Below are 24,994 nucleotides of genomic sequence, written 5' to 3'. Positions count from 1 at the left end.
ACGCGCGGAATCAGGCGAACACGCCGGATCAGGCGATCGCGACCAGGATCCGCCTGTCCTCGCGCGTCCGCCTGTTCTCGCGCATCGCGATCAGCGCCGCGTGTCGAGCCCAGCGAGCGCGGGTCGAGCTCAGCGAGCGCGGGGCGCGGTCAGCTCTCCAGCGGATCCTCCTCGGCGGGCACCGCTCCGACCTCGACGGGACGTCCTGGGGTGTTCGACCACGCACTCCAGGATCCGGGGTACACCGTCACCTCGCGCCCGATGAGGGCCCCGGCGAGCGCGAGCTGGGCCGCGGTCACGCCCGATCCGCAGTACGCCGCGATCGGCACCTCCTCGCCGGCGCCGACGGCCTCGAACGCCGCCTCGATCTCGGACGGGCTGCGGAAGCGCGCGTCCTCCGTGAGCACCTCGGTGATCGGCAGGTTGCGGGCGCCGGGGATGTGGCCGGCGACCGGATCGATCGGCTCGGTCTCCCCGCGGAACCGCTCGGGGGCACGGGCGTCCAGCAGCACCCCGGTCCACGCCGCCACGCCATCCGCGTCCAGCACGTCCGCCGCGCCCGGTCGTCCGAGCACGACGTCGCTCGGCGCCGGCACGACCTCGCCCTCCTCGACCGCTCCCCCGGCCGCCCGCCATGCGCCCAGACCGCCGTCGAGCACCCGCACATCGGCGACCCCCGCGCGGCGCAGGGCCCACCAGGCGCGCGACGCGGGCAGCGAACGCGAGTCGTCGTACACGACGACCGTCTGCCCGTCGCGGATCCCCCAGCGGCGCGCGGCCCGCTCGAGATCCTCGTCGGAGGGGAGCGGATGGCGTCCGTCCGCGGGCCCTCCGTGCGCGGCGAGCTCCGCCTCCAGGTCGGCGAACACGGCGCCTGGCAGATGCCCGGCGAGGTACTTCTCGTGCCCGTCCGTGTGTCCGAGCCGGTAGCGCACGTCCAGGATCCGCGGCTGCGGCCCCTCAGCGAGGAGGGAGAGCAGTTCGTCGGCGGTGATGAGATCGGCCATGGCCCCATCATGCCAACCACCTGCGCCGCGGGCATCGCGCCGGGGTCCTCGGCACATCGGATGCGCCTACGCTGGAGGCATGACCGGGCACACTCCACCAGCGCTGAGCTGGGGCATCCTCGCCACGGGCGGCATCGCCGCCGCCTTCGCCGCCGACCTGCACACGGCAGGGCGCGACCTCGTCGCCGTCGGCTCCCGTTCGCAGGAGTCCGCCGACGCGTTCGCGGCCCGCTTCGACATCCCGCACGCGCACGGGTCCTACGAGGCCCTGGTGGCGGATCCCGATGTCGACATCGTCTACGTCGCGACTCCGCATCCCATGCATCACGCCGCAGCCCGTCTCGCGCTCGAGCACGGCAAGCACGTGCTCGTCGAGAAGGCCTTCACGCTGAACCGCGCCGAGGCGCAGGACCTCGCGGACCTGGGCCGCGAGAAGGGCCTGCTGGTCATGGAGGCGATGTGGACGCGCTACCTGCCGCACATGGCCCGGATCCGGGAGATCATCGCGGACGGCACGCTGGGCGAGATCCGCGCCGTGTCGGCCGACCACACCCAGGCCCTCCCGATCGACCCGGCCCACCGCCTGAACGCGCTCGAGCTCGGCGGCGGCGCGCTGCTCGACCTCGGGATCTATCCGATCTCGTTCGTGCACGACCTGCTCGGCGCACCCCTCACCGTGCAGGCCACGAGCCGCCTCGTCGAAACCGGCGCCGACGCCGAGGTCGCCACGATCATGACGCACTCGGGCGGCGCGATCTCCACGACGCTGTCGTCGTCGCGCGCGGCGGGTCCCAACACCGCCGTCGTCCTCGGCACGCTCGCGCGCATCGAGATCGACCGGGTCTGGTACTCCCCCACGACCTTCCGCGTCGTTGCCGCCGACGGCACCGTCCTGGAGGAGTTCGACGGTCGCACGACCGCGCACGGACGCGGGGGCGGCCGTGGCATGCAGTACCAGGCCCTCGCTGCCGAACGGTACGTCGCGGACGGGACGCTGGACAGTGATCTCCTGCCCGTGGCGGAATCGGTCGCGATCATGGGCCTGCTCGACGACATCCGCGCGCAGATCGGCGTCCGGTATCCGGGCGAGACCGCCTGACCGACTCCGGAGGAGAACCCATGGCCGAACCGCAGGACACCCGCGTCGCCGTCTATCTCGACTTCGACAACATCGTCATCTCCTGGTACGACCGCGTGCACGGGCGCAACGCCTACAGCAAGGACAGGCAGCGGATCCAGGAGAACCCGGGCGATGCCGAGGTGGCGGAGCGGCTGCGCTCCGCGACGATCGACGTGGGCGCGATCATCGACTACGCCTCGTCGTTCGGCACCCTCGTGCTGACGCGCGCGTACGCCGACTGGTCGTCCCCGGTGAACGCCGAGTACCGGTCCCAGCTCGTGGCCAGGGCGGTGGACCTGGTGCAGCTGTTCCCCGCCGCGGCGTACGCCAAGAACGGCGCCGACATCCGTCTCGCTGTGGACGCCGTGGAGGACATGTTCCGCCTCCCCGATCTGACGCACGTGGTGATCGTCGCCGGCGACAGCGACTACGTGCCGCTCGCACAGCGCTGCAAGCGCCTCGGTCGCTATGTGGTCGGCGTCGGCGTCGCCGGCTCCACCGCGAAGTCGCTGGCGGCGGCCTGCGACGAGTTCGAGGCGTACGACTCGCTCCCCGGCGTGGAGCGCGTCGCCGCGCCCGCCGCCGCGGCCCCGAAGAAGCCCGCCGCCAAGCAGGCGCAGGGCGCCCGCAAGCAGTCCCGGGCGGCCGCCGACAAGGACGAGCCCACCACCAGCGACCAGGACCAGGCGACGGCGACGCTCGTGCGTGCGCTGCGCCTCGGTCACGACAAGAGCGACGGCGACGAGTGGCTGCACAGCTCGGCCGTGAAGACCCAGATGCGCCGGATGGATCCGTCGTTCAGCGAGAAAGCCCTCGGCTACCGGTCGTTCAACGCGTTCCTCAAGTCCCGCGCCGACATCGCCGAGCTCGAGGAGTCGGGCCACGAGCGCCTGGTGCGCCTCATCGAGAGCTGACGGCAGGATCCGGCTCTGATCGAGCCTCTCTCGCATTCAGGTCGCGAAATCTGCTCTTCCACCGTGCCCGGAAGCGCAGATTTCGCGACCTGAACTCTTGGGAGAACTCCGATTCCCATTTTTTGAACATGTTCGATAGTGTCGGGGCATGGACAGGGAAGGCGTCGCTTGCGGGCGAGTCGTGCTGGGCGGGTCCACCGGCTTCATCGGGCAGGACCTGCAGCGGCGCTGGCGCGCCGAGGGTCGTGAAGTGGTCACCATCTCGCGCCGCGGCGCGGATCTGACCTGGGACGACCAACAGGGCATCGACGCCGCCGTCGACGGAGCGGACCTCATCGTGGGCCTGGCGGGCAAGAGCGTGAACTGCCGCTACACGCCGGCGAACCGGGCCGAGATCCTCCGTTCCCGGGTCGAGACAACGGCCGTGCTGCGCACCGCGATCGGGCGCGCCGCCGCCCCGCCACGGCTCTGGGTCAATTCCTCGACCGCCACGATCTACCGGCATGCGGACGACCGTCCGCAGACCGAGTCCGGCGGCGAGCCGGGCACCGGCTTCTCCGTCGAGGTGGCGCGGGCCTGGGAGCGGGAGCTGTTCGCCGGCGAGCTCCCGCGCACCCGGCGCGTGGCTCTTCGCACAGCGATCGTGCTCGGCGACGGCGGAGTGCTGGCCACCCTGCGCACGCTCGCCCGCTGCGGGCTCGGCGGAACGCAGCACGACGGGCGGTGGCCGATCACCCGTGCGCGGCGCGCCGCCGGCACCGCGCATGAGTTCCGCACGCGCGGCGGGAGACAGCGGTTCAGCTGGGTGCACCTCGACGACGTCGCCGGGATCATCGCCTTCCTGGAGCACCATCCGGGGCTGGATGGGCCGGTCAACGCCGTCGCCCCCGAGGGGAGCGACAACCGCACGCTCATGGCGACGATCCGGCACGCGGTCGGCGTGCCGTTCGGGCTGCCCGCAGCGCGCTGGATGCTGGAGCTCGGCGCCATCGCGCTCCGCACGGAGACCGAGCTGATCCTGAAGAGCCGCTGGGTCGTCCCGGAGAAGCTGCTCGACGCGGGCTACGTGTTCCGTCACCCGGCTCTGCCCGAAGCCGTGGAGACGTCGTTCTCGGCCAGCTCCTGACACCGTCGGTGCGGGCGAGCCGGGGTCTCAGCGCCTCACGATCGCCCGCACCGCACCGTCCAGCTCCGGGAACCGGAACACATACCCGGCGTCCTCGAGCACCTGCGGCAGCACCCACCGGCTCTTCAGCACGAGCTCCGACTCCGTGCGCAGCACCGCCATCCCCGGCTCCAGCACGAAACGCGGCGAGGGCAGCCCGAACGGCGCGTGCACGGCGCGGCGCAGGGTGCGCATGAGCGCGATGTTCGTCACGGCGTGCGGCGACGCCATGTTCACCGGGCCCGCGATCTCGTCGTGGTCGCGCAGGAACCGCACCGCCTGCACGAAATCCTGCTCGTGCATCCAGCTCAGCCGCTGCCGACCCCGGGAGCGCTCGTAGTCGGGCCGGTCCGGCTCGGTGGGGTGGGCGCCGATCCCCCGATAGCGCCGATGCGGGAACCACCAACCGTCGTACTGCGGGCCGCCCAGCCCGAGCCTCGCCAGGCGCAGCAGCAGGTTCATCACCGGGGCGCCGCGGCCGAACACGAGAGAGGTGCGCAGGGCGATCCGGCGCGTGCCCGGGGTCTCGCCCGCGAAGAGTGCGGCCTCCCACTCCCGGGTGACGTCCGGTGAGAACCCCTTCTCGTCGACGGGATCCGCCTCCGTGCGCGGCGTGTCCAGCGAGTAGCGGTAGGCGGTGGCGGAGCTGCCGTTCATCCACACGGCCGGCGGACGCGCGGCCGCGGTGATCGCCCTGTGCAGCGCGGCCGTCGTGCGCACCCGCGACCGCAGGATCTCCTCGCGGTTGCGGTCGGTGTAACGGCAGTCGATGCGGCGCCCGGCGAGCCCGATCACCAGCTCCGCGCCGTCGACGAGCCGCAGGATGCCGGCGTCATCGCCCCAGCGCGCGTCGGCGTCGGGGCCGCGTCCGATCGTGCGGACGTCGAAGCCATCGACCCGCAGCGCATCGCGCAGCGCGGTTCCGAGGTACCCGCTGCCGCCGCCGATCACCGCGCGGCGCGGGCTCGTGCCGTTCATCCCGCGCCCTCCTCGCCCTGCTGCTTCTTGCGCTTCTCGATCTCGGCGCGCAGCCGCCACTCCTCGATCTCGCGGTCGAGATCGGCGATCTGCTGCTCGGTGCTGCGCGTGTCCACGGGTTGTGAAGGTTCCGGCGGCGGCGGTGACGACGGACGGCGCTCACGCCGCTGCGGCAGGCGGATCCCCTCCCCGTCGTACTCCCGCCCGACGAGGAACCAGATCAGGGATCCGGCGAGCGGCAGGAGGATCACCAGGATGATCCAGAAGACCTTCGGCAGGTGCTTCACCTGGTCGTCACGGCGCGTGATGATGTCGATGAGCGCGCCGATCATCAGTGCCAGCAGGAGGATCGAGAACACCACGCCCATGACGACAGCCTGCCAGACCGCAGCGGATCCCGGGTCCGCCCCGCTACGGCAGGGTGTGGCCGGCAGCCCGGAACAGCTCGTACCACTCCGCACGGCTGAGCTCGACGTCGGCGCCCGCGGCGGCCTCCTGCACGCGCGACGGGGTGGTCGTGCCGAGCACCACCTGCATCCCCGCAGGATGGCGGGTGATCCATGCGGTCGCGACGCCGATGGGCGTGACGCCGTGCGTCGCCGCGATCCGCTCGATCGCCTCGTTGAGCTCGGGGTAGGCCGGGTTGTCCAGGAAGACGCCCGTGAAGAACCCCGCCTGATAGGGCGACCATGCCTGGATCGTGATGCCCGCGATCCGGCAGTACTCGACGATCCCGCCGCCGTCGCGGACGACGCTCTGGTCAAGACCCGCCATGTTGGCGGCGATCGGCTGCGCGATGATCGGGGCGTGCGTGATCGACAGCTGCAGCTGGTTCGCCACGATCGGCTGGGTCACCGCGGTCTTGAGCAGATCGATCTGACCCGGGGTGTGGTTGGAGACGCCGAAGGAACGCACCTTGCCCGAGGCGTGCAGTTCGTCGAACGCCCGCGCGACCTCCTCCGGCTCGACCAGCGCGTCGGGGCGATGCAGCAGCAGCACGTCGATCCGATCGGTGCGCAGCGCCTTCAGGGATCCCTCGACCTGGCGCATGATGTGCTCGTACGAGAAGTCGAACATGCCCTGCGAAGGGACGATCCCGCACTTGGTCTGCAGCGTGATCTCATCGCGCTCCGCGGCGGAGAGCCCGAGGGCGGCGCCGAAGCGGTCCTCGCAGACGTGCATCGCACCGCCGTAGATGTCGGCGTGGTCGAAGAAGTCGATGCCGCTGGCGCGCGCGGTGTCGTACAGCTCGCGGATCTCCGCGTCGGAGCGGCCGTCGATGCGCATCATCCCGGCGACGACGGCGGGGGCGGATCCGGATCCGAATCGCACCTGCTTCATGATCTGCTCTCCTTCTGCGCAGTCCCCTGCGCCGTGCTCGGTACCGTGTCCGCCGCGGTCTGCTCGGCCGCTCGCGTCGCGAACGCGCGGTGGGCCTCCATGGCTGGATCCGCGTATGCGTTCGTCCGGCTCACCAGCGTATCCGCGAGCTGGCCGCCTTTGCCCGGGTATCCGGAGATCTGTGCAGCCGCGGGGCCTGTCGCCGACGAGGCTGGTTCGGGTCATGGCGCGTTATCGCCCTGGCATCGGTGCGGCCGAAACGGCGCCGCGCCGGTTCGTTCGTTGCCCTGCGCACTGCGTCGGGGGGATGATCTCGGTTGCATCGGTGAACGGCTGTCGTCCCGGGGCGGCCACGACGAAAGGCATCGCAATGAGCGATCACACCCCCGGCCCGGCTCTCGATCCGGAGGACGCCCTCGAGAACGAGCGGGAGCTGACCGGCGACCGCACCATGGCCGTCGAGGACTTCTCCAGCGAGGACGCCGGCTACCACAAGGCCCTCAAACCCCGCCAGATCCAGATGATCGCGATCGGCGGCGCCATCGGCACCGGACTGTTCATGGGCGCTGGCGGACGCCTCGCCTCCAGCGGCCCCGCCCTCATCCTCGTCTACGCCGTCTGCGGATTCTTCGCCTTCCTCATCCTCCGCGCCCTCGGCGAACTCGTCCTGCACCGCCCCTCCTCCGGATCCTTCGTCTCCTACGCCCGCGAGTTCTACGGCGAGAAGATGGCCTTCGTCAGCGGCTGGCTCTACTTCCTCAACTGGGCCATGACCTCCATCGTCGACGTCACCGCCGCCGCCCTCTACGTCAAGTTCTGGGCCCAGTACTGGCCGCCGCTGCAGGCCGTCCCGCAATGGGCCATCGCGCTCATCGCCCTCGTCGTCGTCCTCTCCCTCAACCTCGTCAGCGTCAAACTCTTCGGCGAGATGGAGTTCTGGTTCGCCATGATCAAGGTCGCGGCGCTCGTCGCCTTCCTGATCATCGGATCGGTCATCCTCATCATGCAGGGATCCACCGACGTGGGCCCGACGGGCTTCTCGGTCATCGCTGAGAACGGCGGACTCCTGCCGATGGGCCTGTTCGCCCCGTTGATCGCGATCTCCGGAGTCGTGTTCGCCTACGCGTCGATCGAGCTCGTCGGCACGGCCGCCGGAGAGACCGCGGAGCCCGCCAAGGTGATGCCGCGCGCCATCAACACCGTGGTCGTCCGCATCGCGATCTTCTACGTGGGATCCATCCTGCTGCTGTCGCTGCTGCTCCCGTTCAGCACCTACAAGGCCGGCGAATCCCCGTTCGTCACCTTCTTCTCCCACCTCGGCGGCGCGCAGACCGGAGCCGTGGCGGGCTCGGTGATGAACTTCGTGGTGCTCACCGCCGCGCTCTCCAGCCTCAACGCCGGCCTGTACTCGACCGGGCGCATCCTGCGCTCGATGTCGGTGAACGGATCCGCGCCGCGCTTCACCGCCCGCATGAGCCGCAACGGAGTCCCCTACGGCGGCATCCTGCTCACGTCGGTCATCACCCTCGCGGGCGTGGTCCTCAACGCCGTCGTGCCGTCGCAGGCGTTCGAGATCGTGCTCGAGGTCTCCGCGCTCGGGATCATCGGCGGCTGGGCCACCATCATCCTGTGCCAGCTGAAGCTGCACTCGCTCGCGAAGAAGGGCCTCCTCGACCGGCCGTCCTTCCGCATGTTCGGGGCGCCCTACACCGGATATCTGACGCTCGCGTTCCTGCTGTTCGTGCTCGTGACCATGGGCTTCACCGAGACCGGCCGGTGGGTTCTGCTCTCCCTGGTGGTGATCGTGCCCGCGCTCATCGTGGGCTGGTTCGCCGCGCGGGGCGGCATCCTCGCCGCCGCCCGGCAGCGCGAGGGCTACACCGGGATGCACCCGGTGCTGCCGCACCGCCAGGCGACGGAGGCGCTGCGCGACGAGGACTGAGCGCGTCTGCGTCCCCGGGTGCGTCGCAGCCGCGCACCCGGACCCGCGATGTCGGTGGCCCGGCGTAGCGTCGGTCACGACGGAGGGTCCAGGTGGGACTCCCCCACTCGAAGGAGCGTGCAGCATGGACTGGAAGATCGAGCTCATCTTCGTGCCGGTCACGGACGTCGACCGTTCGAAGGAGTTCTACGAGCGGATCGGCTTCCACGCCGATCACGATCAGACGCCGTATGAGGGGCTGCGCTTCGTGCAGATGACGCCTCCCGGATCCGCCTGCTCGATCGCATTCGGCACCAATCTCGGCATCGACCTGGAGCCGGGAAGGCAGAACACGATCCAGGTCGTGGTGCCGGACGCCGACGAGGCGCTCGCGCACCTGCGGGGCCTGGGCGTGGAGGCCGACGGCGTGCAGGACCTGGCCTGGGGGCGCTTCGTCACGTTCGCGGACCCCGACGGCAACCGCTGGACGCTGCAGCAGCTGCCGGATCGCAGCGGGCAGGCCTGAGACGGCTGGGCGGACGAGGCGACACCCCGCTCCGCCCACCGATTCTCGCGCCGTCGGTCATCAACTGCACAGGGGGTCCACGGCGCGCTAGCGTGGGGGCATGACCTCCCCGATCGACCCCACTGCGACCTCCGCCTGGACCGACCTCGCCGCGCTGCGGGAGTCGTTCTCCCCCGATCTGCGCGGCTGGTTCGCCGCCGACCCGGCACGCGTCGAGAGCCTGACGTTCGAGCTGGCCGACCTGCACGTCGACCTGTCGAAGAACCTGGTGACCCCCGAGGTCCGCGAGGCCCTCGTGCGTCTCGCCGAGCAGACCGGCGTCACGGAGCGCTTCGCCGCGATGCTCTCCGGAGAGCACATCAACACGACGGAGGACCGCGCGGTGCTGCACACCGCGCTGCGCCGTCCCGTCGGCGCAGCGCCGGCGCTCGTCGTCGACGGGCAGGACGTGGATCACGACGTGCACGAGGTGCTCGACGCGCTGAGCGCCTTCGCCGACCGGGTGCGCTCGGGCGACTGGCTCGGCGTGAGCGGAAAGAAGGTCACGCACGTCGTCAACATCGGCATCGGCGGATCCGACCTCGGCCCGGTCATGGTCTACGAGGCGCTCAAGCCTTATGCGGACGCCGGCATCCAGGCCCGGTTCGTCTCCAACATCGACCCGACCGATCTGGCGCAGAAGACCGCGGATCTGGATCCCGAGACCACCCTCTTCATCGTCGCCTCGAAGACGTTCACCACGCTCGAGACGCTGACCAACGCGCGCCTGGCACGCGACTGGCTGTGGGAGCGACTCGGCGCCGCCGGCGTCGACGTATCCACCGACGAGGCGCGCACCGCCGCCGTCGCGCACCACTTCGTCGCCGTCTCGACGGCGCTGGACCGGGTCGCGGCCTTCGGCATCGACCCGGCGAACGCGTTCGGTTTCTGGGACTGGGTCGGCGGGCGCTACTCGGTCGACAGCGCGATCGGACTGTCGCTCGCGATCGCCCTCGGCCCGGCCGTGTTCCGCGAGCTGCTGGCGGGTTTCCACGCGGTCGACGAGCACGTGCGCACCACCCCCCTGGAGCGCAACGTGCCGATCCTGATGGGGCTGCTCAACGTCTGGTACGTCAACTTCTTCGGTGCGCAGTCGCATGCGGTGCTTCCGTACGCGCAGCAGCTCAGCCGGTTCCCGGCGTACCTGCAGCAGCTCACGATGGAGTCCAACGGCAAGTCCGTGCGCTGGGACGGCTCCCCCGTGACGACCGACACCGGCGAGGTGTTCTGGGGCGAGCCGGGCACCAACGGACAGCACGCATTCTACCAGCTCATCCACCAGGGAACCCGGCTGATCCCGGCCGACTTCATCGCGTTCGTCAATCCCGCATATCCGCTCACGGACGACGGCCGCGACGTGCACGCGCTGTTCCTGGCGAACTTCCTGGCGCAGACCAAGGCGCTCGCCTTCGGCAAGACCGCGGAGGAGGTCGAGGCGGAGGGCACCACCGGCGCCCTCGTCGCCGCGCGCACGTTCGCCGGCAACCGGCCCACCACGTCGATCTTCGCCCCCGCGCTGACCCCCGCCGTGCTGGGTCAGCTGATCGCGCTGTACGAGCACATCACGTTCACGCAGGGCACGATCTGGGGCATCAACTCCTTCGACCAGTGGGGCGTCGAGCTGGGCAAGCAGCTCGCCCTGCAGATCGCGCCCGCCATCGAGGGCGATCAGGATGCCATCGCCGCGCAGGATCCCTCCACCCGGGCCCTTCTGGCGTACTACCACGAAGAGCGCGGCGGGAACGGGGCTCGCGACTGACGACGTGAGCCCGCTGACGGGCGCCCGTGAGAAGGCGCCCGTCAGGTCTCGGAGTCTGTCAGCTGGTCAGAGCAGCTCATCGTCGCGCACCGTGTCGGTACGGCGACCGCGGCGCACGAGCAGCAGGATCAGGCTGATCAGGAAGACGACCGCGCCCGCGATCATCAGGATGTAGCCGACGAGGTGCAGATCGATCCAGTCGACCTGGAGGTTGAGTGCGAATTCGAGGATCGCGCCGATGACGAAGAGGACGACTCCTACTCCCATACCCATGACGTTCACGCCTCCATTCCGCGGCCGGGTGCCGTGAGTTCTCACGCTAGGCGCGATGGTCTCGCCGAGCAGGGGGCTTGACACGAGGCGGGCGCGCCTGCTTCGTGGGCACCGGTCGATACCCCCTCGGTCCGCCGGATGCAATCCCCTGCGCTCGCCGCGCGCTCGTGCTTAGCGTGCGGTCCATGGACGCACAACTCACCGCACTGCTGATCAACTGCACGCTCAAGCCCGCGCCCGAGGCCTCCAGCACCGAGGTGCTGGGCAGACAGGTCCTGGACGCGCTCGCGGGGCACGGCGTCGCGGTCGACGAGCTCCGCGCCGTCGATCATGACATCCGCCCGGGTGTGCAGGCAGACATGGGCGAGGGCGACGCGTGGCCCGGCATCCGTCAGCGCATCCTCGATGCGGACATCCTCGTGCTCGCCACGCCCACGTGGCTCGGTCAGCCGTCCAGCGTCGCCCAGCGCGTGCTGGAACGCCTCGACGCCGAGCTCGGGGAGACCGACGAGCTCGGCCGGCCCAGCCTCTTCGATCGGGTCGCCCTCGCCGTGGTGGTCGGCAACGAGGACGGCGCCCACCACATCGCCGCCATCCTCTTCCAGGCGCTGAACGACGTCGGCTTCACCGTCCCCGCGCAGGGATCCGTGTACTGGAACGGCGAGGCCATGCAGAAGACGGACTACAAGGACCTCGGCCAGGTGCCGCCGAAAGTCGCCGCAGCCACGGCGACAGCGGCGCAGAACGCCGCTCATCTGGCGGCACTGCTCCACCGCACGGGGTACCCGGCCTGAGCACGAACTCCCGGCGAGACCAAGAGGGGCCCGGATCCGCGCGATCGCGGATCCGGGCCCCTCTCATCGGTTGCGGCTCAGAAGTCCCAGTCCTCGTCCTCGGTGGCCTCGGCCTTGCCGATGACGTACGAGGATCCGGATCCCGAGAAGAAGTCGTGGTTCTCGTCCGCGTTGGGCGAGAGCGCCGACAGGATCGCCGGGTTCACGTTCGTCACGGCGGACGGGAACATCGCCTCGTAGCCGAGGTTCATCAGCGCCTTGTTCGCGTTGTAGTGAAGGAAGCGCTTGACGTCCTCGGTGAGGCCGACCTCGTCGTACAGATCCTGCGTGTACTGCACCTCGTTGTCATAGAGCTCGTACAGCAGCGAGAACGTGTAGTCCTTCAGCTCGTCCTTCTTGGCCTGGTCGAGCGTCTCGAGGCCCCGCTGGTACTTGTAACCGATGTAGTACCCGTGCACGGCCTCGTCGCGGATGATGAGGCGGATGAGGTCGGCGGTGTTGGTGAGCTTCGCCCGCGACGACCAGTGCATCGGCAGGTAGAACCCCGAGTAGAACAGGAAGCTCTCCAGCAGGGTCGAGGCGACCTTGCGCTTGAGCGGCTCGTCCCCGCGGTAGTAGTCCATGACGATCTGAGCCTTCTTCTGAAGGTTCGGGTTCTCCACGGACCAGCGGAACGCCTCGTCGATCTCCTTCGTCGAGCACAGCGTCGAGAAGATCGACGAGTAGCTCTTCGCGTGCACCGACTCCATGAACGCGATGTTCGTGTAGACGGCCTCCTCGTGCGGCGTGATCGCGTCGGGGATGAGCGACACGGCGCCGACGGTGCCCTGGATCGTGTCGAGGAGGGTGAGTCCGGTGAACACCCGCATGGTGAGCGTCTGCTCCTCGGGGGTGAGCGTGTTCCACGACTGGATGTCGTTGGACAGCGGCACCTTCTCGGGCAGCCAGAAGTTGTTCACCAGACGGTTCCAGACCTCGAGGTCCTTGTCGTCCTGGATGCGGTTCCAGTTGATCGCCTGCACGCGGTCGACCAGCTTGAGCGGTTCGGGGGTCATTTCTTTCCTTCTGAGAATCCCTGATCAGACAATCAAAGCATGCAGCTGACGCACTCGGTCATGTCCGTGCCCTCGAGGGCCAGCTGACGCAGACGGATGTAGTAGATCGTCTTGATTCCCTTGCGCCAGGCGTAGATCTGCGCCTTGTTGATGTCGCGCGTGGTCGCGGTGTCCTTGAAGAACAGCGTGAGCGACAGGCCCTGATCCACGTGCTGCGTGGCGGCGGCGTAGGTGTCGATGACCTTCTCGTAGCCGATCTCGTACGCGTCCTGGTAGTACTCCAGGTTGTCGTTCGTCATGAACGCCGCCGGGTAGTAGACGCGACCGAGCTTGCCCTCCTTGCGGATCTCGATCTTCGACGCGATCGGGTGGATCGAGCTCGTCGAGTTGTTGATGTACGAGATGGATCCGGTCGGCGGCACCGCCTGCAGGTTCTGGTTGTAGATGCCGTGCTTCTGGATGGACTCCTTCAGCTCGACCCAGTCGGCCTGCGTCGGGATGTGGTGACCGGCGAACAGCTCCTTGACCTTCTCGGTCGCGGGCACCCACTCCTGCTCGATGTACTTGTCGAAGAACGCGCCGGACGCGTAGGTGGAGTCCTCGAAGCCGTCGAAGGCGGTCCCGCGCTCGATCGCGAGCTTGTTCGAGGCCCGCAGCGCGTGGAACAGCACCGTGTAGAAGTAGATGTTCGTGAAGTCGATGCCCTCTTCGGACCCGTAGTAGACGTGCTCGCGGGCGAGGTAGCCGTGCAGGTTCATCTGGCCGAGGCCGATCGCGTGCGAGCGGTCGTTGCCGTCCTCGATCGAACGCACCGAGGCGATGTGGCTCTGGTTGCTCACCGCGGTGAGGCCGCGGATCGCGGTCTCCACGGTCGCACCGAGGTCGCCGCCGTCCATCGCCAGCGCGATGTTCATCGAGCCGAGGTTGCAGGAGATGTCCTTGCCGATCTGCGCGTACGAGAGGTCCTCGTTGTACGTGGTCGGGGTGTTCACCTGCAGGATCTCGCTGCACAGGTTGGACATGTTGATCCGGCCCTTGATCGGGTTGGCCTTGTTCACCGTGTCCTCGAACATGATGTACGGGTAGCCCGACTCGAACTGGATCTCGGCGATCGTCTGGAAGAACTCGCGCGCGTTGATCTTGGTCTTCTTGATCCGCGGGTCGTCGACCATCTCGCGGTACTTCTCGGTCACCGAGATGTCGCCAAAGGGCACGCCGTAGACGCGCTCGACGTCGTACGGCGAGAACAGGTACATGTCCTCGCCGTTCTTGGCGAGCTCGAACGTGATGTCCGGAACCACGACGCCGAGCGACAGCGTCTTGATGCGGATCTTCTCGTCGGCGTTCTCGCGCTTGGTGTCGAGGAACCGCATGATGTCGGGGTGGTGCGCGTTCAGGTACACCGCACCCGCGCCCTGACGGGCGCCGAGCTGGTTCGCGTAGGAGAAGGAGTCCTCGAGGAGCTTCATCACGGGGATGATGCCCGAGGACTGGTTCTCGATCTGCTTGATCGGCGCACCCGACTCGCGGATGTTGCTCAGCAGGAGCGCCACGCCGCCACCGCGCTTGGAGAGCTGCAGGGCCGAGTTGATGCCGCGGGCGATCGACTCCATGTTGTCCTCGATGCGCAGCAGGAAGCAGCTGACGAGCTCGCCGCGCTGGGCCTTGCCGGCGTTGAGGAACGTCGGGGTAGCGGGCTGGAAGCGGCCCGAGATGATCTCGTCGACGAGGTTCACGGCGAGCTTCTCATCGCCGTCGGCGAGTGCGAGGGCGGTCATCACCACGCGGTCCTCGAAGCGCTCGAGGTAGCGCTTGCCGTCGAAGGTCTTCAGCGTGTAGCTCGTGTAGTACTTGAACGCGCCGAGGAACGTCTCGAAGCGGAACTTCTTCGCGTAGGCGCGGTCGTTGAGCTTCTGGATGAACTCGAACGAGTACTTGTCCAGGACGGCGCCCTCGTAGTACTCCTTCTCCACGAGGTAGTCCAGGCGCTCCTTGAGCGAGTGGAAGAACACCGTGTTCTGGTTGACGTGCTGCAGGAAGTACTCCCGCGCGGCCCGCTTGTCGGCGTCGAACTGGATCTTCCCGTTCGCGTCGTACAGGTTCAGCATCGCGTTCAGGGCGTGGTAGTCCAGCCCCTCGTACGCCTGGTTGACCTTGTAGGCCGCTTCTTCCTTCACTGCTGCTTCCACCATCGTTCCAATCCGTCGCTCACGCGATCGACATCGTCCTGTGTGCCGTAGATCTCGAGCCGGTACAAGTGGGGCACGTGGCACTTGCGGCTGATGATGTCACCGGCGGCGCAGAATGCGTCGCCGAAGTTGGTGTTGCCCGCGGAGATCACTCCGCGGATGTGTCGCCGGTTGCGCTCATCGTTGAGGAACCGGATGACCTGCTTGGGCACGGCGCCCTTCTCGACGCCCCGCCCCTGTCCCCCGCCGTAGGTCGGCGTGACCAGCACGAACGGCTCATCGATGACGAGCGGTTCCTCCGTGCTGTGCAGCGGGATCCGCCGCGCCGGAAGGCCGAGCTTCTCGATGAACCGGGCGGTGTTGCCCGAGATGCTCGAGAAGTAGACCAGCAGCGGCGCGGCGGTCGCGGTGCTTGCGGCAACGTTCATGATCGGCCCCTGAGCCTGTCGAAGGGCGCCCCCTCGGGTGTTACGCGAGGCGAGCGGCGAGCTCGTCGATCTTGTCGGGACGGAAGCCCGACCAGTGGTCCTCGTCGGTGACGACGACGGGAGCCTGCAGGTAGCCGAGCGACTTCACGTGCTCGAGCGCCGCGGCGTCCTCGGAGACGTCGTGCACCTCGTACTCGATGCCCTTCGCGTCGAGCGCGCGGTAGGTCGCGTTGCACTGCACGCAGGAGGGCTTGGTGTAGACGGTGATGGACATGTGTTGCGCCTCTTCTTTCCCCTCAGAACCCGGCTGTCGGGCAGGTGGCCCCGCCGGGAGTTCAATACTACATATAGGTGCGGACATTCGGGTCGACCACAAGGGCTAGTAGTTACAACTATGTAGTTTTCCACCGTATTCCACCGCTTCGACACAGGTTCTCCACGCTTCTGTCCACAGCCCGCGTCGCCCGCGGCGGCCTCCGGATCCGCGATTTCATGCGGCTCGCGAACGCCCCCACCGGATCCATCCACAGATGCGATGCTTCCAGGGGCCTGCGACATTTCTCAGGCTGTGGAATTCGCCCTTCGGCGTGTCGTCGGCGTGTCGCGCCGGCCGCGTCGCCTCGCACGCGCGGCGCGTGGCGCAACCCCGGCGCTCACCCGCTCCTGGGGCAGTCCGACCGGTAACGTGGATCCGTGGCTGGATCGGGATACAAGGAGCTTCTGCGCGTACCGGGAGTCGGACGCATCATCGCCGCACAGCTGACGGCCCGCTTCCCGAACGGTATGGCCAGCCTCGCGATCCTTCTGCACGTGCAGCACGCCACCGGCTCCTACGGCGCCGCGGGCCTCGTGCTCGCCGCGTCGTCGATCGGCCAGGCGGTGGCCGGTCCTGTCACGAGCCGCTGGATGGGCCGCTGGGGCATGCGGCCCGTGCTCACGCTCACCCTGTCGATCTGCGTGCTTGCGGTCCTCGGCCTCGCGTTCGGATCCGCGCTGCCGCTCGCCGGGCTCGTGGTGCTCGGCATGATCTCCGGACTCGCGACGCCGCCGATCCAGTCGGCCGCGCGCACGATCTACCCCAAGCTCGTGAACTCCTCGCAGCTGACGCCGCTGTTCTCGCTGGACGCCTCACTGCAGGAGATCATCTGGATCGTCGCACCGGTGGTCATCACGATCGTGTCCACCCAGGTCGGCACCGTTCAGGGGCTCCTGCTCGTCGCCGCAGTGCTCGTGGGCGGCGGCGCCTGGTTCATCCTCTCCCCCGAGGTCGGCCGGGTGCGCATCCCCCGCAGCCGCCGAGGTTTCGGCGCGGTCGTGCTCAAGCCGCCCGTGATGCTGGCCACCGTCATCGGCTTCCTCCTCATCGGCGCGTGCGCGGCCGTGGAAGCCGGCGTGGTGAAGACCTTCGATCACGCGGGCCTGGAAGCCGGGCTCGTGCTCGCGGTGTTCTCGGTGGGGAGCCTCGTCGGCGGCCTCGCCTCGGGCCGCGTGCCGATGGGGCCGTGGGCGATGGCACGTCGCCTCACCATCGTGACCATCGGCCTCGCCCTGACCATGGTCTCGCTGAACGTGTTCTGGCTCGGCGGCACCCTGCTGGCCGCCGGCATCGGCATCGCCCCCGCCCTCGCCGTGCTGTTCGCGGTCACCTCCGCGAGCGTGAAGTTCTCCGAGACCGCGGAGGCGTTCGGCTGGGCCGGTACCGGGCAGCTGATCGGCGCGGCGGCCGGATCCGCCATCGCCGGCTTCCTCATCGACAGCATGCACAGCCCGACCGGCGCCTATCTCGCCGCCACGTGCTTCGCAGCGGCCGCGCTCGTGGTGTCCGTGCTGTTCGTGCGCTCCCTCCCCGACCTGCGCGACCGCGACGCGGGGCCGATGCCCGACACCGAGGCCGTGCCGCTGCCCTGAGGGTCGACGGACACGACTGACCTCGGAATCCGCAGGATCCGGGGACGTCAACCTTCGGTTTCTGTTGTCCTTTTCGATTTTCAGTGACAAGATCGGTGCATGAGCGCCGATCTGCAACGAAAAGCACATGATCACCTCTGGATGCACTTCACCCGGCAGTCCACCATGGACCGCAGCGGGGTGCCGATCATCGTCCGGGGTGAGGGCCACCACATCTGGGACGACACCGGCAAGCAGTACATCGACGGCCTGTCCGGCCTGTTCGTCGTGAACGCCGGCCACGGCCGCACGCGCCTGGCCGAGGCCGCCGCGAAGCAGGCCGAGCAGCTGGCGTTCTTCCCGCTGTGGTCGTACGCGCACCCCGCCGCGATCGAGCTGGCCGACCGCCTCGCCGGATACGCCCCGGGCGACCTGAACCGGGTCTTCTTCACGTCCGGCGGCGGCGAGGCCGTGGAGACCGCCTTCAAGCTCGCCAAGCACTACTGGAAGCTGCGCGGCATGCCGACGAAGCACAAGGTGCTGTCCCGCTCGATCGCCTACCACGGCACGACGCAGGGCGCGCTCGCCATCACCGGCATCCCCGCGATGAAGGCGATGTTCGAGCCGGTGACCCCTGGCGGCTTCCGCGTGCCGAACACGAACATCTACCGCGCCGCCGAGATGGGCGCGCCGACGGATCCCGAAGCGTTCGGGATCTGGGCGGCGGACCGGATCGAGGAGATGATCCAGTTCGAGGGACCCGAAACGGTCGCCGCGGTGTTCCTGGAGCCGGTGCAGAACTCGGGCGGCTGCTTCCCGCCACCTCCCGGGTACTTCCAGCGGGTCCGCGAGATCTGCGACCGCTACGACGTGCTGCTCGTGTCGGACGAGGTGATCTGCGCCTTCGGCCGGATCGGGCACATGTTCGCGTGCGACGCCTACGGCTACGTGCCCGACATCATCACCTGCGCCAAGGGCATCACGAGCGGGTACTCCCCTCTCGGCGCGGCGATCGTGAGCGATCGGATCTACGAGCCGTTCGCGCACGGCGACCTGTCCTTCCCGCACGGCTACACCTTCGGCGGCCACCCGGTGTCGGCCGCGGTGGCGCTGGAGAACCTCGACATCTTCGAGGAGGAGAAGCTCAACGAGCGCGTGCGGGAGAACTCGCCGCTGTTCCGCGCCGAGCTGGAGAGCCTGCTGGATCTGTCGCTCGTGGGCGACGTGCGCGGCGACGGCTACTTCTTCGGCATCGAGCTGGTCAAGGACAAGGCGACGCGAGAGACCTTCGACGATGACGAGTCGGAGCGTCTGCTGCGCGGCTTCCTCTCCGGCGCGCTGTTCGAGGCGGGCCTGTACTGCCGTGCCGACGACCGCGGCGACCCCGTGATCCAGCTCGCCCCGCCGCTGACCATCGGCCCGGCGGAGTTCCGCGAGATCACCGGGATCCTGCGCGGCGTGCTGACCGAGGCGGAGAACGTCCTGTAGCCGCTGGGGGCGATGAAGAAGGCCGGACCTGCGGGGTCCGGCCTTCTTCATGTCCGAGCGACGGCCCTGCGACTCAGCCGCCCGCCATCGTCCGCGCGATGTCGGCCGCCGAGTCGCCTGCGCGCTTCAGCACCAGCGCGACGAGCGCCAGGGCGGTGAGCGTGAGCACGAGCATGATGGTCGACACGGCCGCGATCTCCGGGCGCAGCCCGCTGCGCAGCGCGCTCAGCACGTACACCGGCCACGGCGTGGTGCCCGACACCTGCACGAACGCCGACACCACGGTGTTGTCCAGGCCGAGCGTGAACGAGAGCAGGAACCCGGCGAGCACGGCGGGCATCGCGAGCGGCAGCGTCACCTTGCGGAAGGTGGTGAGCGGCTTCGCATACAGGTCCGCCGACGCTTCCTCGAGTCTGGCGTCGAGGCCGACCAGCCGGGCGCGCACGATGTACGAGACGATCGCGATCGAGAACAGGGACTGCCCGATCACGAGACGCACGGTGCCGTCGTTGAAGATCGAGATGCCCAGATCCTGCCCGAGGAAGACGACCCACGGCAGCAGCGCGACCGCATCCACGATCTCGGGGGTGACCGAGATGAGCAGGAGCAGCCCGAGGAACCACGGCACCCACCTGCCCGGCGTGCGTGCCATCGCGATCCCGGCGAGCGTCCCGAGGGCGGTGGCCAGAACCGCGGCGATCAGGCCCGTGCGCAGGGAGACGAGCACGGCGTCGCGCACGGCGGGCTTGGTCACGATCGCCGCGAACGAGTCGAACCCGAAGTGATCCCATGAGATGAGCAGCCGGCCGACGTTGAACGAGTACACGATCACGACGGCGATGGGCAGGAAGAGGAAGACGAACACGAGCGCCGCCCACAGTGGCAGCAGCCAGCGGCTGATGTTCCGCGGCGCGCGGGGGCGCGCGACGGATGCGGTGCGCGGCGACGGCGGGGTGGGGTCCGCCTGCTCGGCGGGACGTTCTGCGACGACGGTCATCGTGCCTCCTCCAGCGTCAGTCGGTAGGTGCGGCGCACCGGGATCGTGACGAGCCAGCCGAGCGCGGCCGCGACCCCGATCGATACCGCGATGGTGAGGATCAGCAGCACCGCCATCGCCGAGCCGAGCGCCCAGTTCTGCGCGGTCTGGAACTGGCTGGCCACGATCTGGCCCACCATGTTGCCCTTCGCCCCGCCGAGCACGGTCGCGGTGATGTAGTCGCCCATGAGCGGGATGTACACGAGCAGCACGCCGGCGATGATGCCCGGCTGCGCGAGCGGCACGGTGACCCGGAAGAACGTCCTCCAGCTGCCCGCGCCCAGATCCTTGCTGGCCTCGCGCAGCGGTCCGCTCACGCGGTCGAACGCCACGAACAACGGCAGGATCATCAGCGGGAGGTAGTTGTAGACGACGCCGAGCAGCACCGCTCCGCGGGTGTTCAGGATCCCCAGAGGCCCCGGGATCACGCCGAGGAACTGCAGCGCGTGCGAGAGCCAGCCCTCAGGCGCCAGGATGATCTGCCAGCCGATCGTCCGCACGAGGAAGTTCGTCCAGAACGGCACCATCACCAGCGCGAGGAACATCCCGCGCCGGTTCGGCGCGCATTTCACCGCGATCCAGTAGGCGACCGGCGCGCCGATCACCAGGCACAGCAGCGTTCCGGCGATGCCCACCCAGAGCGTGTTCTGGAAGGTGGCGAAGAAGGTGGGCGAGAGCGCCTCGAGGTAGCGGTCGAAGGACAGCTTGTCGTTCGCATTCGTCGCGAAGATGCTCGGCTTGTAGCCGAAGCTGTACCAGACCACCACTCCGATGGGGACGACGAAGAAGACGACGAGCCAGGCCCAGGCCGGCAGCGCCAGGCCGGCGCGGATCCGCAGCTTACGCACCGGCCGCCGCCTTCGTCGCGTTCCAGATCTCCACGATGCGCTCCTGCGCACGGGTGAACTTGCCCTCGTGCATGGTCGCGATCTGCTCCTCGGTGAAGAACACCATGTCGAGGTTCTCCAATCCGGCCTCCTCGGCCATCGTCTGCGCGCCGTCCACGCCGGTGTCGTAACCGATGTAGTCGATCTGATCGACCTGGATCGCCGGCGAGATCATCTCGTTGATGAAGGCGTGCGCCGCCTCGGGATGCGGGGCGCCCTTCGCGATCGCCCAGTTGTCCATCCAGATCTCGGTGGCGGGCCCGCCGAGCACCCACTGCCACCGTTCCGGATCCTTGGACGACGAGATGCCGGTGCGCGCATCGCCGTTGTAGACCTGCACGAGCGCCGCCGACGCCTGCGGGATGATCTGACCACCGGGCGCCGAGTCGAATGCCGTGATGTGCCGGGCGAGCTGCGTGGTCAGGAAGGCCTCGCATGCGTCCAGGTGCTTCGGATCCGTCGTGTTCCAGTCGATGCCGTGCGACCAGAAGTAGATGCCGCACAGCGGCGCCGGGTCGTCCAGGACGGAGGTCTTGCCCGAGGCCTCGTTCTGCGCGGCGTCGATGAAGTCGTTCCAGGTGCGCAGCTCCCGCGTGATCACGGTCCTGTCGTAAGCGAAACCGGTCGTCCCCCAGGCCTTGCAGATCGAGTACTCGTTCTTCGGATCGAAAGAGCGGTGGATGAAGCTCGGGTTCATCGTCGCGAAGTTCGGGATGAGGTCGAGGTTCAGCCTTTCGAGCAGCCCGTTCTCCGCCATCGGGAGGACGAACGGCCCGGTCGGGACGACGATGTCATACCCCGACGTGCCCCGTGCTGCGACCAGCTTCGCCACAAGCTCCTCGTTCGAGTTGAAGGCATCGACGACGATCTTCGGGCCTTTCTTCTTCGTGAACGCGGCCAGCAGATCCGGGTTGTCGTAGTCGCTCCAGGTGTAGATCGAGAGCTTGTCCTCGAGCGGACCACCGTGCGCTTCGGAAGCCGCCGACGCCTTCTGCGGGGCACACGCGGTGAACAGCACTGCACCCGAAGCGGCGAGCGCCGTCGCGAGGAACCCTCGCCGGGTCAGCTCGGAGCGGATCTTGCGCGCAGACGCCTCGTTCGCGAGCACGCGCACGGGCGACTCCGCCGGGGCGCCTGCCCGCACCGTCACGCCGCCTCCTTGGGCAGCGCGATCACGTGCGTGGACGTCTCGGGGATCCCGTCGCCGGCGAAGAGGCGCACGTCGTCGGGATTCCAGGTGCAGCGCACGGCGTCGCCGGCCGCGACGGACGGGGCGCCCGGCGCGGGGATGCGTACGAGGAACGCCTGCTCCCGGCCCACGTCGACCGCGACCTGCAGGGTCTCCCCGAGGTGCGAGACGCCGAGGACCGTGCCGTCGACGCCCGGCCCGTCGACGACGCCGGACGCGGTCGCGGGTGCGAGGCGGACGAACTCGGGGCGGATCGCTGCGACCGCAGTGGCTCCGGGCCGGCTCTGCTCCCCGCCCCAGCGGCCGTGCACCGCACCCGCGAACGTGTCGACGGCGTCGCCGCCGAGGGCGGTGCCGTGCAGGAAATTCTGCTGGCCGATGAACGCGGCGACGTACGCCGACGCCGGCTCGGCGTAGATGTCGGCGGGCGCGGCCAGCTGCTCGATGCGCCCCGCGCGCATCACCGCGATCCGGTCGCTCATCGAGAGCGCCTCCGCCTGATCGTGCGTGACGAAGACGAACGTGGTGCCGAGCCGGGCCTGCAGCAGCTTCAGCTCGAGCTGCATCTCCTCACGCAGCTGGCGGTCGAGCGCGGCGAGGGGCTCGTCCAGCAGCAGGACGGAGGGGCGGTTGATGAGCGCGCGGGACAGGGCGATGCGCTGCTGCTGACCGCCCGAGAGCTGCGTGGGCTTGCGGTCCGCGAAACGCCGCAGCTGCACCATGTCGAGCGCCTCCGCTACCCGCGCGCGCTGCTCGGCCTTCGGCACGCGGCGCTGCTGCAGTCCGTAGGCGACGTTCTCGGCGACGGTCATGTGCGGGAACAGGGCGTACGCCTGGAAGACCGTGTTGACCTCGCGCTTGTGCGGCGGAAGTCCGAGCACGCTGCGACCGCTCAGTCGGATGTCTCCTGCGTCCGGGTGCTCGAAGCCGGCGATCATGCGCAGCGTCGTGGTCTTGCCGCAGCCCGACGGGCCCAGCAGGGACAGGAACTCCCCGGGGCGGATCGACAGCGACAGGCGATCGACGGCGGTGGCGTCGCCGTAGTACTTGGTGACGTCAGAGATCTCGACGCCGCCGGGGGCCGCGCCGGTCGTGCTCTGAGCAGGTACGGACACAGGACTGCTCATGGAACCTCCACATCGAGTCGTCGAATGCAGAGAGTCTGGCACAGGATCCGAGGACCGTACAGAGGAAAACGAAGGTCGATCGCAGATTCGCGACGATATTCGTGGCGGAGGTGCGGTCGATCAACGAAAAGGCGTGTTTCGTGCCTGTTTCGCGGAAGCTACTTCGCCTGGAAGTGGAACGCCTTCAGGAGCTCCTCGATGGCCTGCTCTCGCTGCGTGCCGCCCTCGTCGAACATGTGCGCGACGTGCGTGCGCAGGTGGTTCTCCAGCAGCAGCTTGTTGAGGGACTCGAGCGAGCGCTGGATCGCCCGGGACTGCGTGATGATGTCCATGCAGTAGTCCTCGTTCTCGATCATCTTCGCGACGCCGCGGAGCTGGCCTTCGAGGATGCTGGTGCGGTGCAGCGCGCGCTTCTTGATGTCTTCGATCACGAGGTCGAGGCTACCCGTCCCCGGATGGTGCGTCATCGGCTCCCCCGTCGCGGCGCTGTGCGGGCGAGGCGGGATGGAAGGATGGGCGCATGGCACGCGCGCGTGAAGCACTGCTGTCCCCCGCCGATCTCGGGCGCCTGCGCGCCCTGCGGCAGATGAAGGCCGTCGCCCTCGGCGCGCTCGGCGTGATGGCGGTGGCGTTCGTGGTCGCCTTCTGGCTGCAGAGCCGCTATCCCTGGCTGGAGTACGTGCGCGCCGCGGCCGAGGGCGGCATGGTCGGCGCCCTCGCCGACTGGTTCGCCGTGACGGCGCTGTTCCGGCGTCCGCTCGGGCTGCCGATCCCGCACACGGCGATCATCCCGAACCGCAAGGACGAGATCGGGCGCACGCTGGGCGAGTTCGTCGAGACGAACTTCCTCTCCTCCGAGGTCGTGCGCACCAAGCTCTCGGAGACGTCGATCGCCGCGAGACTCGGAGCCTGGCTGCGCACGCCCGCGCACGCGGAGCGGGTCTCCAGCGAGGGATCCACGATCGCCGCCGCCGTGCTGCGCGCGCTCAGCGACGACGACGTGCAGAGCGTCATCGCCGAGCTCGCCCGCGAGCACCTCGTGGAACCCGAGTGGGGCACTCCGGCCGGCGCCTGGCTGGAGCGGATCGTGCAGGCCGATGCGCATCGCGGAGCCGTGGACCTCGCCGTCGACAGCATCGCGACGTGGCTCGACGGCAACGCCGCGGCGTTCCACGGCCTGCTGTCGCGCCGTCTGCCGGGGTGGGTGCCGCGGCTCGCGCACCGGTTCCTGGACGAGGCCGCCTACAACGAGGCCGTGCGCTTCGTGCGGGCGGTTCAGGCGGATCCGCGTCACCCCGCCCGGCTCGCGCTGGACGGCTACCTGGCGCGGCTCGCGGAGAATCTGCAGCACGATCCGAACACGCGCGCGCGACTCGAGAACGCCAAGGCGGCGGTCTTCGACAGCCCCCGCGTGGGGGTGCTGGCCGCCGAGGTCTGGAATGCGGCGAAGACGGGACTGCTGGCGGCACTCGCGGATCCGGACAGCGGCCTGCGCCGCCGCGCCGCCGCCGCGATCGCCGAGCTCGGCGAGCGCCTCACGACCGAGGAGCCGCTGCAGCGCCGCGTGGACGGCTGGGTCACCGACGCCGCCGTCTTCCTCGTGGACCGCTATCGGCACGACATCGCGTCGATCATCACCGACACCGTGGAGCGCTGGGATCCGGCCGAGACGACGGAGAAGATCGAGCTCATGGTCGGCCGCGATCTGCAGTACATCCGCCTCAACGGCACGGTCGTCGGCGCTCTCGCCGGACTCGCGATCTTCGCCGTGGCGCACGCCGTCATCCCGGTGTAGCCCGCGCGATGTCTCGTCGGCCAGACACCGTCCCAGCAGGGGCCGGAGGTGCGGCCGGCCGTCGTGGCACGCTGGT

The 24,994-nt window shown here is 68.9% G+C and carries 24 protein-coding genes; 10 read left to right on the top strand and 14 right to left on the bottom strand.

Features of this window, described 5'->3' with window-relative positions:
* Positions 1-149: 149 nt before the first annotated feature.
* Positions 150-1,007: a sulfurtransferase gene (locus AERO9AM_RS06305; protein WP_159575378.1), complete on the bottom strand. Its 858-nt coding sequence runs from the start codon at positions 1,005-1,007 to the stop codon at positions 150-152.
* Positions 1,008-1,086: 79 nt separating this feature from the next.
* Here AERO9AM_RS06305 and AERO9AM_RS06300 point away from each other — a divergent pair, with 79 nt between their 5' ends.
* The 3 genes from AERO9AM_RS06300 to AERO9AM_RS06290 all read left to right on the top strand — a co-directional run bounded on the left by AERO9AM_RS06300 (position 1,087) and on the right by AERO9AM_RS06290 (position 4,167).
* Positions 1,087-2,106 (top strand): Gfo/Idh/MocA family protein, encoded by a 1,020-nt coding sequence (locus AERO9AM_RS06300; protein WP_159575377.1) that lies wholly within the window; start codon positions 1,087-1,089, stop codon positions 2,104-2,106.
* Positions 2,107-2,126: 20 nt separating this feature from the next.
* The gene (locus AERO9AM_RS06295) at positions 2,127-3,041 is read left to right on the top strand and encodes an NYN domain-containing protein (protein WP_159575376.1); all 915 of its coding nucleotides are present in this window, start codon (positions 2,127-2,129) and stop codon (positions 3,039-3,041) included.
* A gap of 148 nt (positions 3,042-3,189) precedes the next feature.
* The gene (locus AERO9AM_RS06290) at positions 3,190-4,167 is read left to right on the top strand and encodes an epimerase (RefSeq protein ID WP_159575375.1); all 978 of its coding nucleotides are present in this window, start codon (positions 3,190-3,192) and stop codon (positions 4,165-4,167) included.
* Positions 4,168-4,194: 27 nt separating this feature from the next.
* On the opposite strand, the gene AERO9AM_RS06285 is transcribed toward AERO9AM_RS06290, so the two are convergent.
* Genes AERO9AM_RS06285 through AERO9AM_RS06275 form a run of 3 tightly spaced genes read right to left on the bottom strand, consistent with a single transcriptional unit; the run spans position 4,195 to position 6,525 of the window.
* Positions 4,195-5,184, bottom strand: coding sequence for an epimerase (locus AERO9AM_RS06285; RefSeq protein WP_159575374.1), 990 nt, complete (start codon positions 5,182-5,184; stop codon positions 4,195-4,197).
* Positions 5,181-5,552, bottom strand: a complete 372-nt coding sequence (locus AERO9AM_RS06280) for a PLD nuclease N-terminal domain-containing protein (RefSeq protein ID WP_159575373.1) — start codon at positions 5,550-5,552, stop codon at positions 5,181-5,183. Before AERO9AM_RS06280 ends, AERO9AM_RS06285 begins: the two co-directional genes overlap by 4 nt.
* Positions 5,553-5,595: 43 nt before the next feature.
* Positions 5,596-6,525: an aldo/keto reductase gene (locus tag AERO9AM_RS06275; protein WP_159575372.1), complete on the bottom strand. Its 930-nt coding sequence runs from the start codon at positions 6,523-6,525 to the stop codon at positions 5,596-5,598.
* A gap of 370 nt (positions 6,526-6,895) precedes the next feature.
* Here AERO9AM_RS06275 and AERO9AM_RS06270 point away from each other — a divergent pair, with 370 nt between their 5' ends.
* From AERO9AM_RS06270 to pgi, 3 genes are all read left to right on the top strand, one after another.
* A complete protein-coding gene (locus AERO9AM_RS06270) occupies positions 6,896-8,467 on the top strand; it encodes an amino acid permease (protein WP_159575371.1) in 1,572 nt (523 codons plus the stop codon).
* A gap of 124 nt (positions 8,468-8,591) precedes the next feature.
* On the top strand, positions 8,592-8,972 hold the full coding sequence (locus AERO9AM_RS06265; RefSeq protein WP_159575370.1) for a VOC family protein: 381 nt from the start codon (positions 8,592-8,594) through the stop codon (positions 8,970-8,972).
* A gap of 100 nt (positions 8,973-9,072) precedes the next feature.
* Positions 9,073-10,770, top strand: a complete 1,698-nt coding sequence (gene pgi / locus AERO9AM_RS06260) for a glucose-6-phosphate isomerase (RefSeq protein WP_159575369.1) — start codon at positions 9,073-9,075, stop codon at positions 10,768-10,770.
* A gap of 66 nt (positions 10,771-10,836) precedes the next feature.
* Here pgi and AERO9AM_RS06255 read toward each other — a convergent pair whose 3' ends face one another.
* A complete protein-coding gene (locus AERO9AM_RS06255; protein ID WP_236602686.1) occupies positions 10,837-11,043 on the bottom strand; it encodes a DUF6458 family protein in 207 nt (68 codons plus the stop codon).
* A 185-nt stretch (positions 11,044-11,228) separates the two neighbouring features.
* On the opposite strand from AERO9AM_RS06255, the gene AERO9AM_RS06250 reads away from it, so the two are divergent.
* Positions 11,229-11,837: a flavodoxin family protein gene (locus AERO9AM_RS06250; RefSeq protein ID WP_159575367.1), complete on the top strand. Its 609-nt coding sequence runs from the start codon at positions 11,229-11,231 to the stop codon at positions 11,835-11,837.
* A 77-nt stretch (positions 11,838-11,914) separates the two neighbouring features.
* On the opposite strand, the gene nrdF is transcribed toward AERO9AM_RS06250, so the two are convergent.
* The 4 genes from nrdF to nrdH are packed head-to-tail and all read right to left on the bottom strand — an operon-like array spanning position 11,915 to position 15,783.
* Positions 11,915-12,892 carry a class 1b ribonucleoside-diphosphate reductase subunit beta gene (gene nrdF / locus AERO9AM_RS06245; protein ID WP_159575366.1) on the bottom strand — a complete coding sequence of 326 codons (978 nt, stop codon included), beginning with the start codon at positions 12,890-12,892 and terminating at the stop codon, positions 11,915-11,917.
* A 32-nt stretch (positions 12,893-12,924) separates the two neighbouring features.
* On the bottom strand, positions 12,925-15,084 hold the full coding sequence (nrdE, locus tag AERO9AM_RS06240; protein ID WP_159575365.1) for a class 1b ribonucleoside-diphosphate reductase subunit alpha: 2,160 nt from the start codon (positions 15,082-15,084) through the stop codon (positions 12,925-12,927).
* Entirely contained in the window at positions 15,066-15,509 is a 444-nt protein-coding gene (gene nrdI, locus AERO9AM_RS06235) for a class Ib ribonucleoside-diphosphate reductase assembly flavoprotein NrdI (RefSeq protein ID WP_159575364.1), read from the bottom strand. The genes nrdE and nrdI overlap by 19 nt, the downstream gene beginning before the upstream one ends.
* A 40-nt stretch (positions 15,510-15,549) precedes the next feature.
* Complete coding sequence (gene nrdH, locus AERO9AM_RS06230; RefSeq protein ID WP_045251249.1) at positions 15,550-15,783, bottom strand: glutaredoxin-like protein NrdH; 234 nt, start codon at positions 15,781-15,783, stop codon at positions 15,550-15,552.
* A 470-nt stretch (positions 15,784-16,253) separates the two neighbouring features.
* Between nrdH and AERO9AM_RS06225 the strand changes: the two genes are divergently transcribed.
* A complete protein-coding gene (locus tag AERO9AM_RS06225; protein ID WP_159577400.1) occupies positions 16,254-17,417 on the top strand; it encodes an MFS transporter in 1,164 nt (387 codons plus the stop codon).
* 99 nt (positions 17,418-17,516) lie between these two features.
* Positions 17,517-18,884 (top strand): aspartate aminotransferase family protein, encoded by a 1,368-nt coding sequence (locus tag AERO9AM_RS06220; RefSeq protein WP_159575363.1) that lies wholly within the window; start codon positions 17,517-17,519, stop codon positions 18,882-18,884.
* 73 nt (positions 18,885-18,957) lie between these two features.
* Here the strand turns inward: AERO9AM_RS06220 and AERO9AM_RS06215 are convergent, their stop codons facing one another.
* The 5 genes from AERO9AM_RS06215 to AERO9AM_RS06195 form a co-directional block, all read right to left on the bottom strand.
* Positions 18,958-19,881, bottom strand: a complete 924-nt coding sequence (locus tag AERO9AM_RS06215) for an ABC transporter permease (RefSeq protein WP_159575362.1) — start codon at positions 19,879-19,881, stop codon at positions 18,958-18,960.
* A complete protein-coding gene (locus tag AERO9AM_RS06210) occupies positions 19,878-20,768 on the bottom strand; it encodes an ABC transporter permease (protein WP_236602509.1) in 891 nt (296 codons plus the stop codon). The genes AERO9AM_RS06215 and AERO9AM_RS06210 overlap by 4 nt, the downstream gene beginning before the upstream one ends.
* Positions 20,761-21,957: a polyamine ABC transporter substrate-binding protein gene (locus tag AERO9AM_RS06205; RefSeq protein ID WP_236602508.1), complete on the bottom strand. Its 1,197-nt coding sequence runs from the start codon at positions 21,955-21,957 to the stop codon at positions 20,761-20,763. The genes AERO9AM_RS06210 and AERO9AM_RS06205 overlap by 8 nt, the downstream gene beginning before the upstream one ends.
* On the bottom strand, positions 21,954-23,123 hold the full coding sequence (locus tag AERO9AM_RS06200) for an ABC transporter ATP-binding protein (RefSeq protein ID WP_159575361.1): 1,170 nt from the start codon (positions 23,121-23,123) through the stop codon (positions 21,954-21,956). Before AERO9AM_RS06200 ends, AERO9AM_RS06205 begins: the two co-directional genes overlap by 4 nt.
* 158 nt (positions 23,124-23,281) lie before the next feature.
* Positions 23,282-23,554 (bottom strand): metal-sensitive transcriptional regulator, encoded by a 273-nt coding sequence (locus AERO9AM_RS06195; protein ID WP_159575360.1) that lies wholly within the window; start codon positions 23,552-23,554, stop codon positions 23,282-23,284.
* A gap of 89 nt (positions 23,555-23,643) precedes the next feature.
* Between AERO9AM_RS06195 and AERO9AM_RS06190 the strand changes: the two genes are divergently transcribed.
* Positions 23,644-24,918 (top strand): DUF445 domain-containing protein, encoded by a 1,275-nt coding sequence (locus tag AERO9AM_RS06190; protein ID WP_159575359.1) that lies wholly within the window; start codon positions 23,644-23,646, stop codon positions 24,916-24,918.
* Positions 24,919-24,994: the final 76 nt, after the last annotated feature.

Origin of the sequence: Microbacterium sp. 8M (genome assembly GCF_902506375.1) — a bacterium.
GTDB lineage: Bacteria > Actinomycetota > Actinomycetes > Actinomycetales > Microbacteriaceae > Microbacterium.
The sequence above is the reverse complement of the archived record's forward strand: the minus strand, read 5'-3'. Positions and strand labels throughout refer to the sequence as shown.

What these genes read in the sequence shown, in the direction of transcription:
- AERO9AM_RS06270 (WP_159575371.1), top strand. Translation starts at nt 6,896, where the DNA reads ATGAGCGATCACACCCCCGGCCCGGCTCTCGATCCGGAGGACGCCCTC.
- AERO9AM_RS06255 (WP_236602686.1), bottom strand. Translation starts at nt 11,043, where the DNA reads ATGGGTATGGGAGTAGGAGTCGTCCTCTTCGTCATCGGCGCGATCCTC.
- AERO9AM_RS06190 (WP_159575359.1), top strand. Translation starts at nt 23,644, where the DNA reads ATGGCACGCGCGCGTGAAGCACTGCTGTCCCCCGCCGATCTCGGGCGC.
- nrdE (WP_159575365.1), bottom strand. Translation starts at nt 15,084, where the DNA reads ATGGTGGAAGCAGCAGTGAAGGAAGAAGCGGCCTACAAGGTCAACCAG.
- AERO9AM_RS06280 (WP_159575373.1), bottom strand. Translation starts at nt 5,552, where the DNA reads ATGGGCGTGGTGTTCTCGATCCTCCTGCTGGCACTGATGATCGGCGCG.
- AERO9AM_RS06295 (WP_159575376.1), top strand. Translation starts at nt 2,127, where the DNA reads ATGGCCGAACCGCAGGACACCCGCGTCGCCGTCTATCTCGACTTCGAC.
- AERO9AM_RS06290 (WP_159575375.1), top strand. Translation starts at nt 3,190, where the DNA reads ATGGACAGGGAAGGCGTCGCTTGCGGGCGAGTCGTGCTGGGCGGGTCC.
- AERO9AM_RS06215 (WP_159575362.1), bottom strand. Translation starts at nt 19,881, where the DNA reads ATGACCGTCGTCGCAGAACGTCCCGCCGAGCAGGCGGACCCCACCCCG.
- pgi (WP_159575369.1), top strand. Translation starts at nt 9,073, where the DNA reads ATGACCTCCCCGATCGACCCCACTGCGACCTCCGCCTGGACCGACCTC.
- nrdI (WP_159575364.1), bottom strand. Translation starts at nt 15,509, where the DNA reads ATGAACGTTGCCGCAAGCACCGCGACCGCCGCGCCGCTGCTGGTCTAC.
- AERO9AM_RS06265 (WP_159575370.1), top strand. Translation starts at nt 8,592, where the DNA reads ATGGACTGGAAGATCGAGCTCATCTTCGTGCCGGTCACGGACGTCGAC.
- AERO9AM_RS06220 (WP_159575363.1), top strand. Translation starts at nt 17,517, where the DNA reads ATGAGCGCCGATCTGCAACGAAAAGCACATGATCACCTCTGGATGCAC.
- AERO9AM_RS06300 (WP_159575377.1), top strand. Translation starts at nt 1,087, where the DNA reads ATGACCGGGCACACTCCACCAGCGCTGAGCTGGGGCATCCTCGCCACG.
- AERO9AM_RS06285 (WP_159575374.1), bottom strand. Translation starts at nt 5,184, where the DNA reads ATGAACGGCACGAGCCCGCGCCGCGCGGTGATCGGCGGCGGCAGCGGG.
- AERO9AM_RS06250 (WP_159575367.1), top strand. Translation starts at nt 11,229, where the DNA reads ATGGACGCACAACTCACCGCACTGCTGATCAACTGCACGCTCAAGCCC.
- nrdH (WP_045251249.1), bottom strand. Translation starts at nt 15,783, where the DNA reads ATGTCCATCACCGTCTACACCAAGCCCTCCTGCGTGCAGTGCAACGCG.
- AERO9AM_RS06200 (WP_159575361.1), bottom strand. Translation starts at nt 23,123, where the DNA reads ATGAGCAGTCCTGTGTCCGTACCTGCTCAGAGCACGACCGGCGCGGCC.
- AERO9AM_RS06275 (WP_159575372.1), bottom strand. Translation starts at nt 6,525, where the DNA reads ATGAAGCAGGTGCGATTCGGATCCGGATCCGCCCCCGCCGTCGTCGCC.
- AERO9AM_RS06305 (WP_159575378.1), bottom strand. Translation starts at nt 1,007, where the DNA reads ATGGCCGATCTCATCACCGCCGACGAACTGCTCTCCCTCCTCGCTGAG.
- nrdF (WP_159575366.1), bottom strand. Translation starts at nt 12,892, where the DNA reads ATGACCCCCGAACCGCTCAAGCTGGTCGACCGCGTGCAGGCGATCAAC.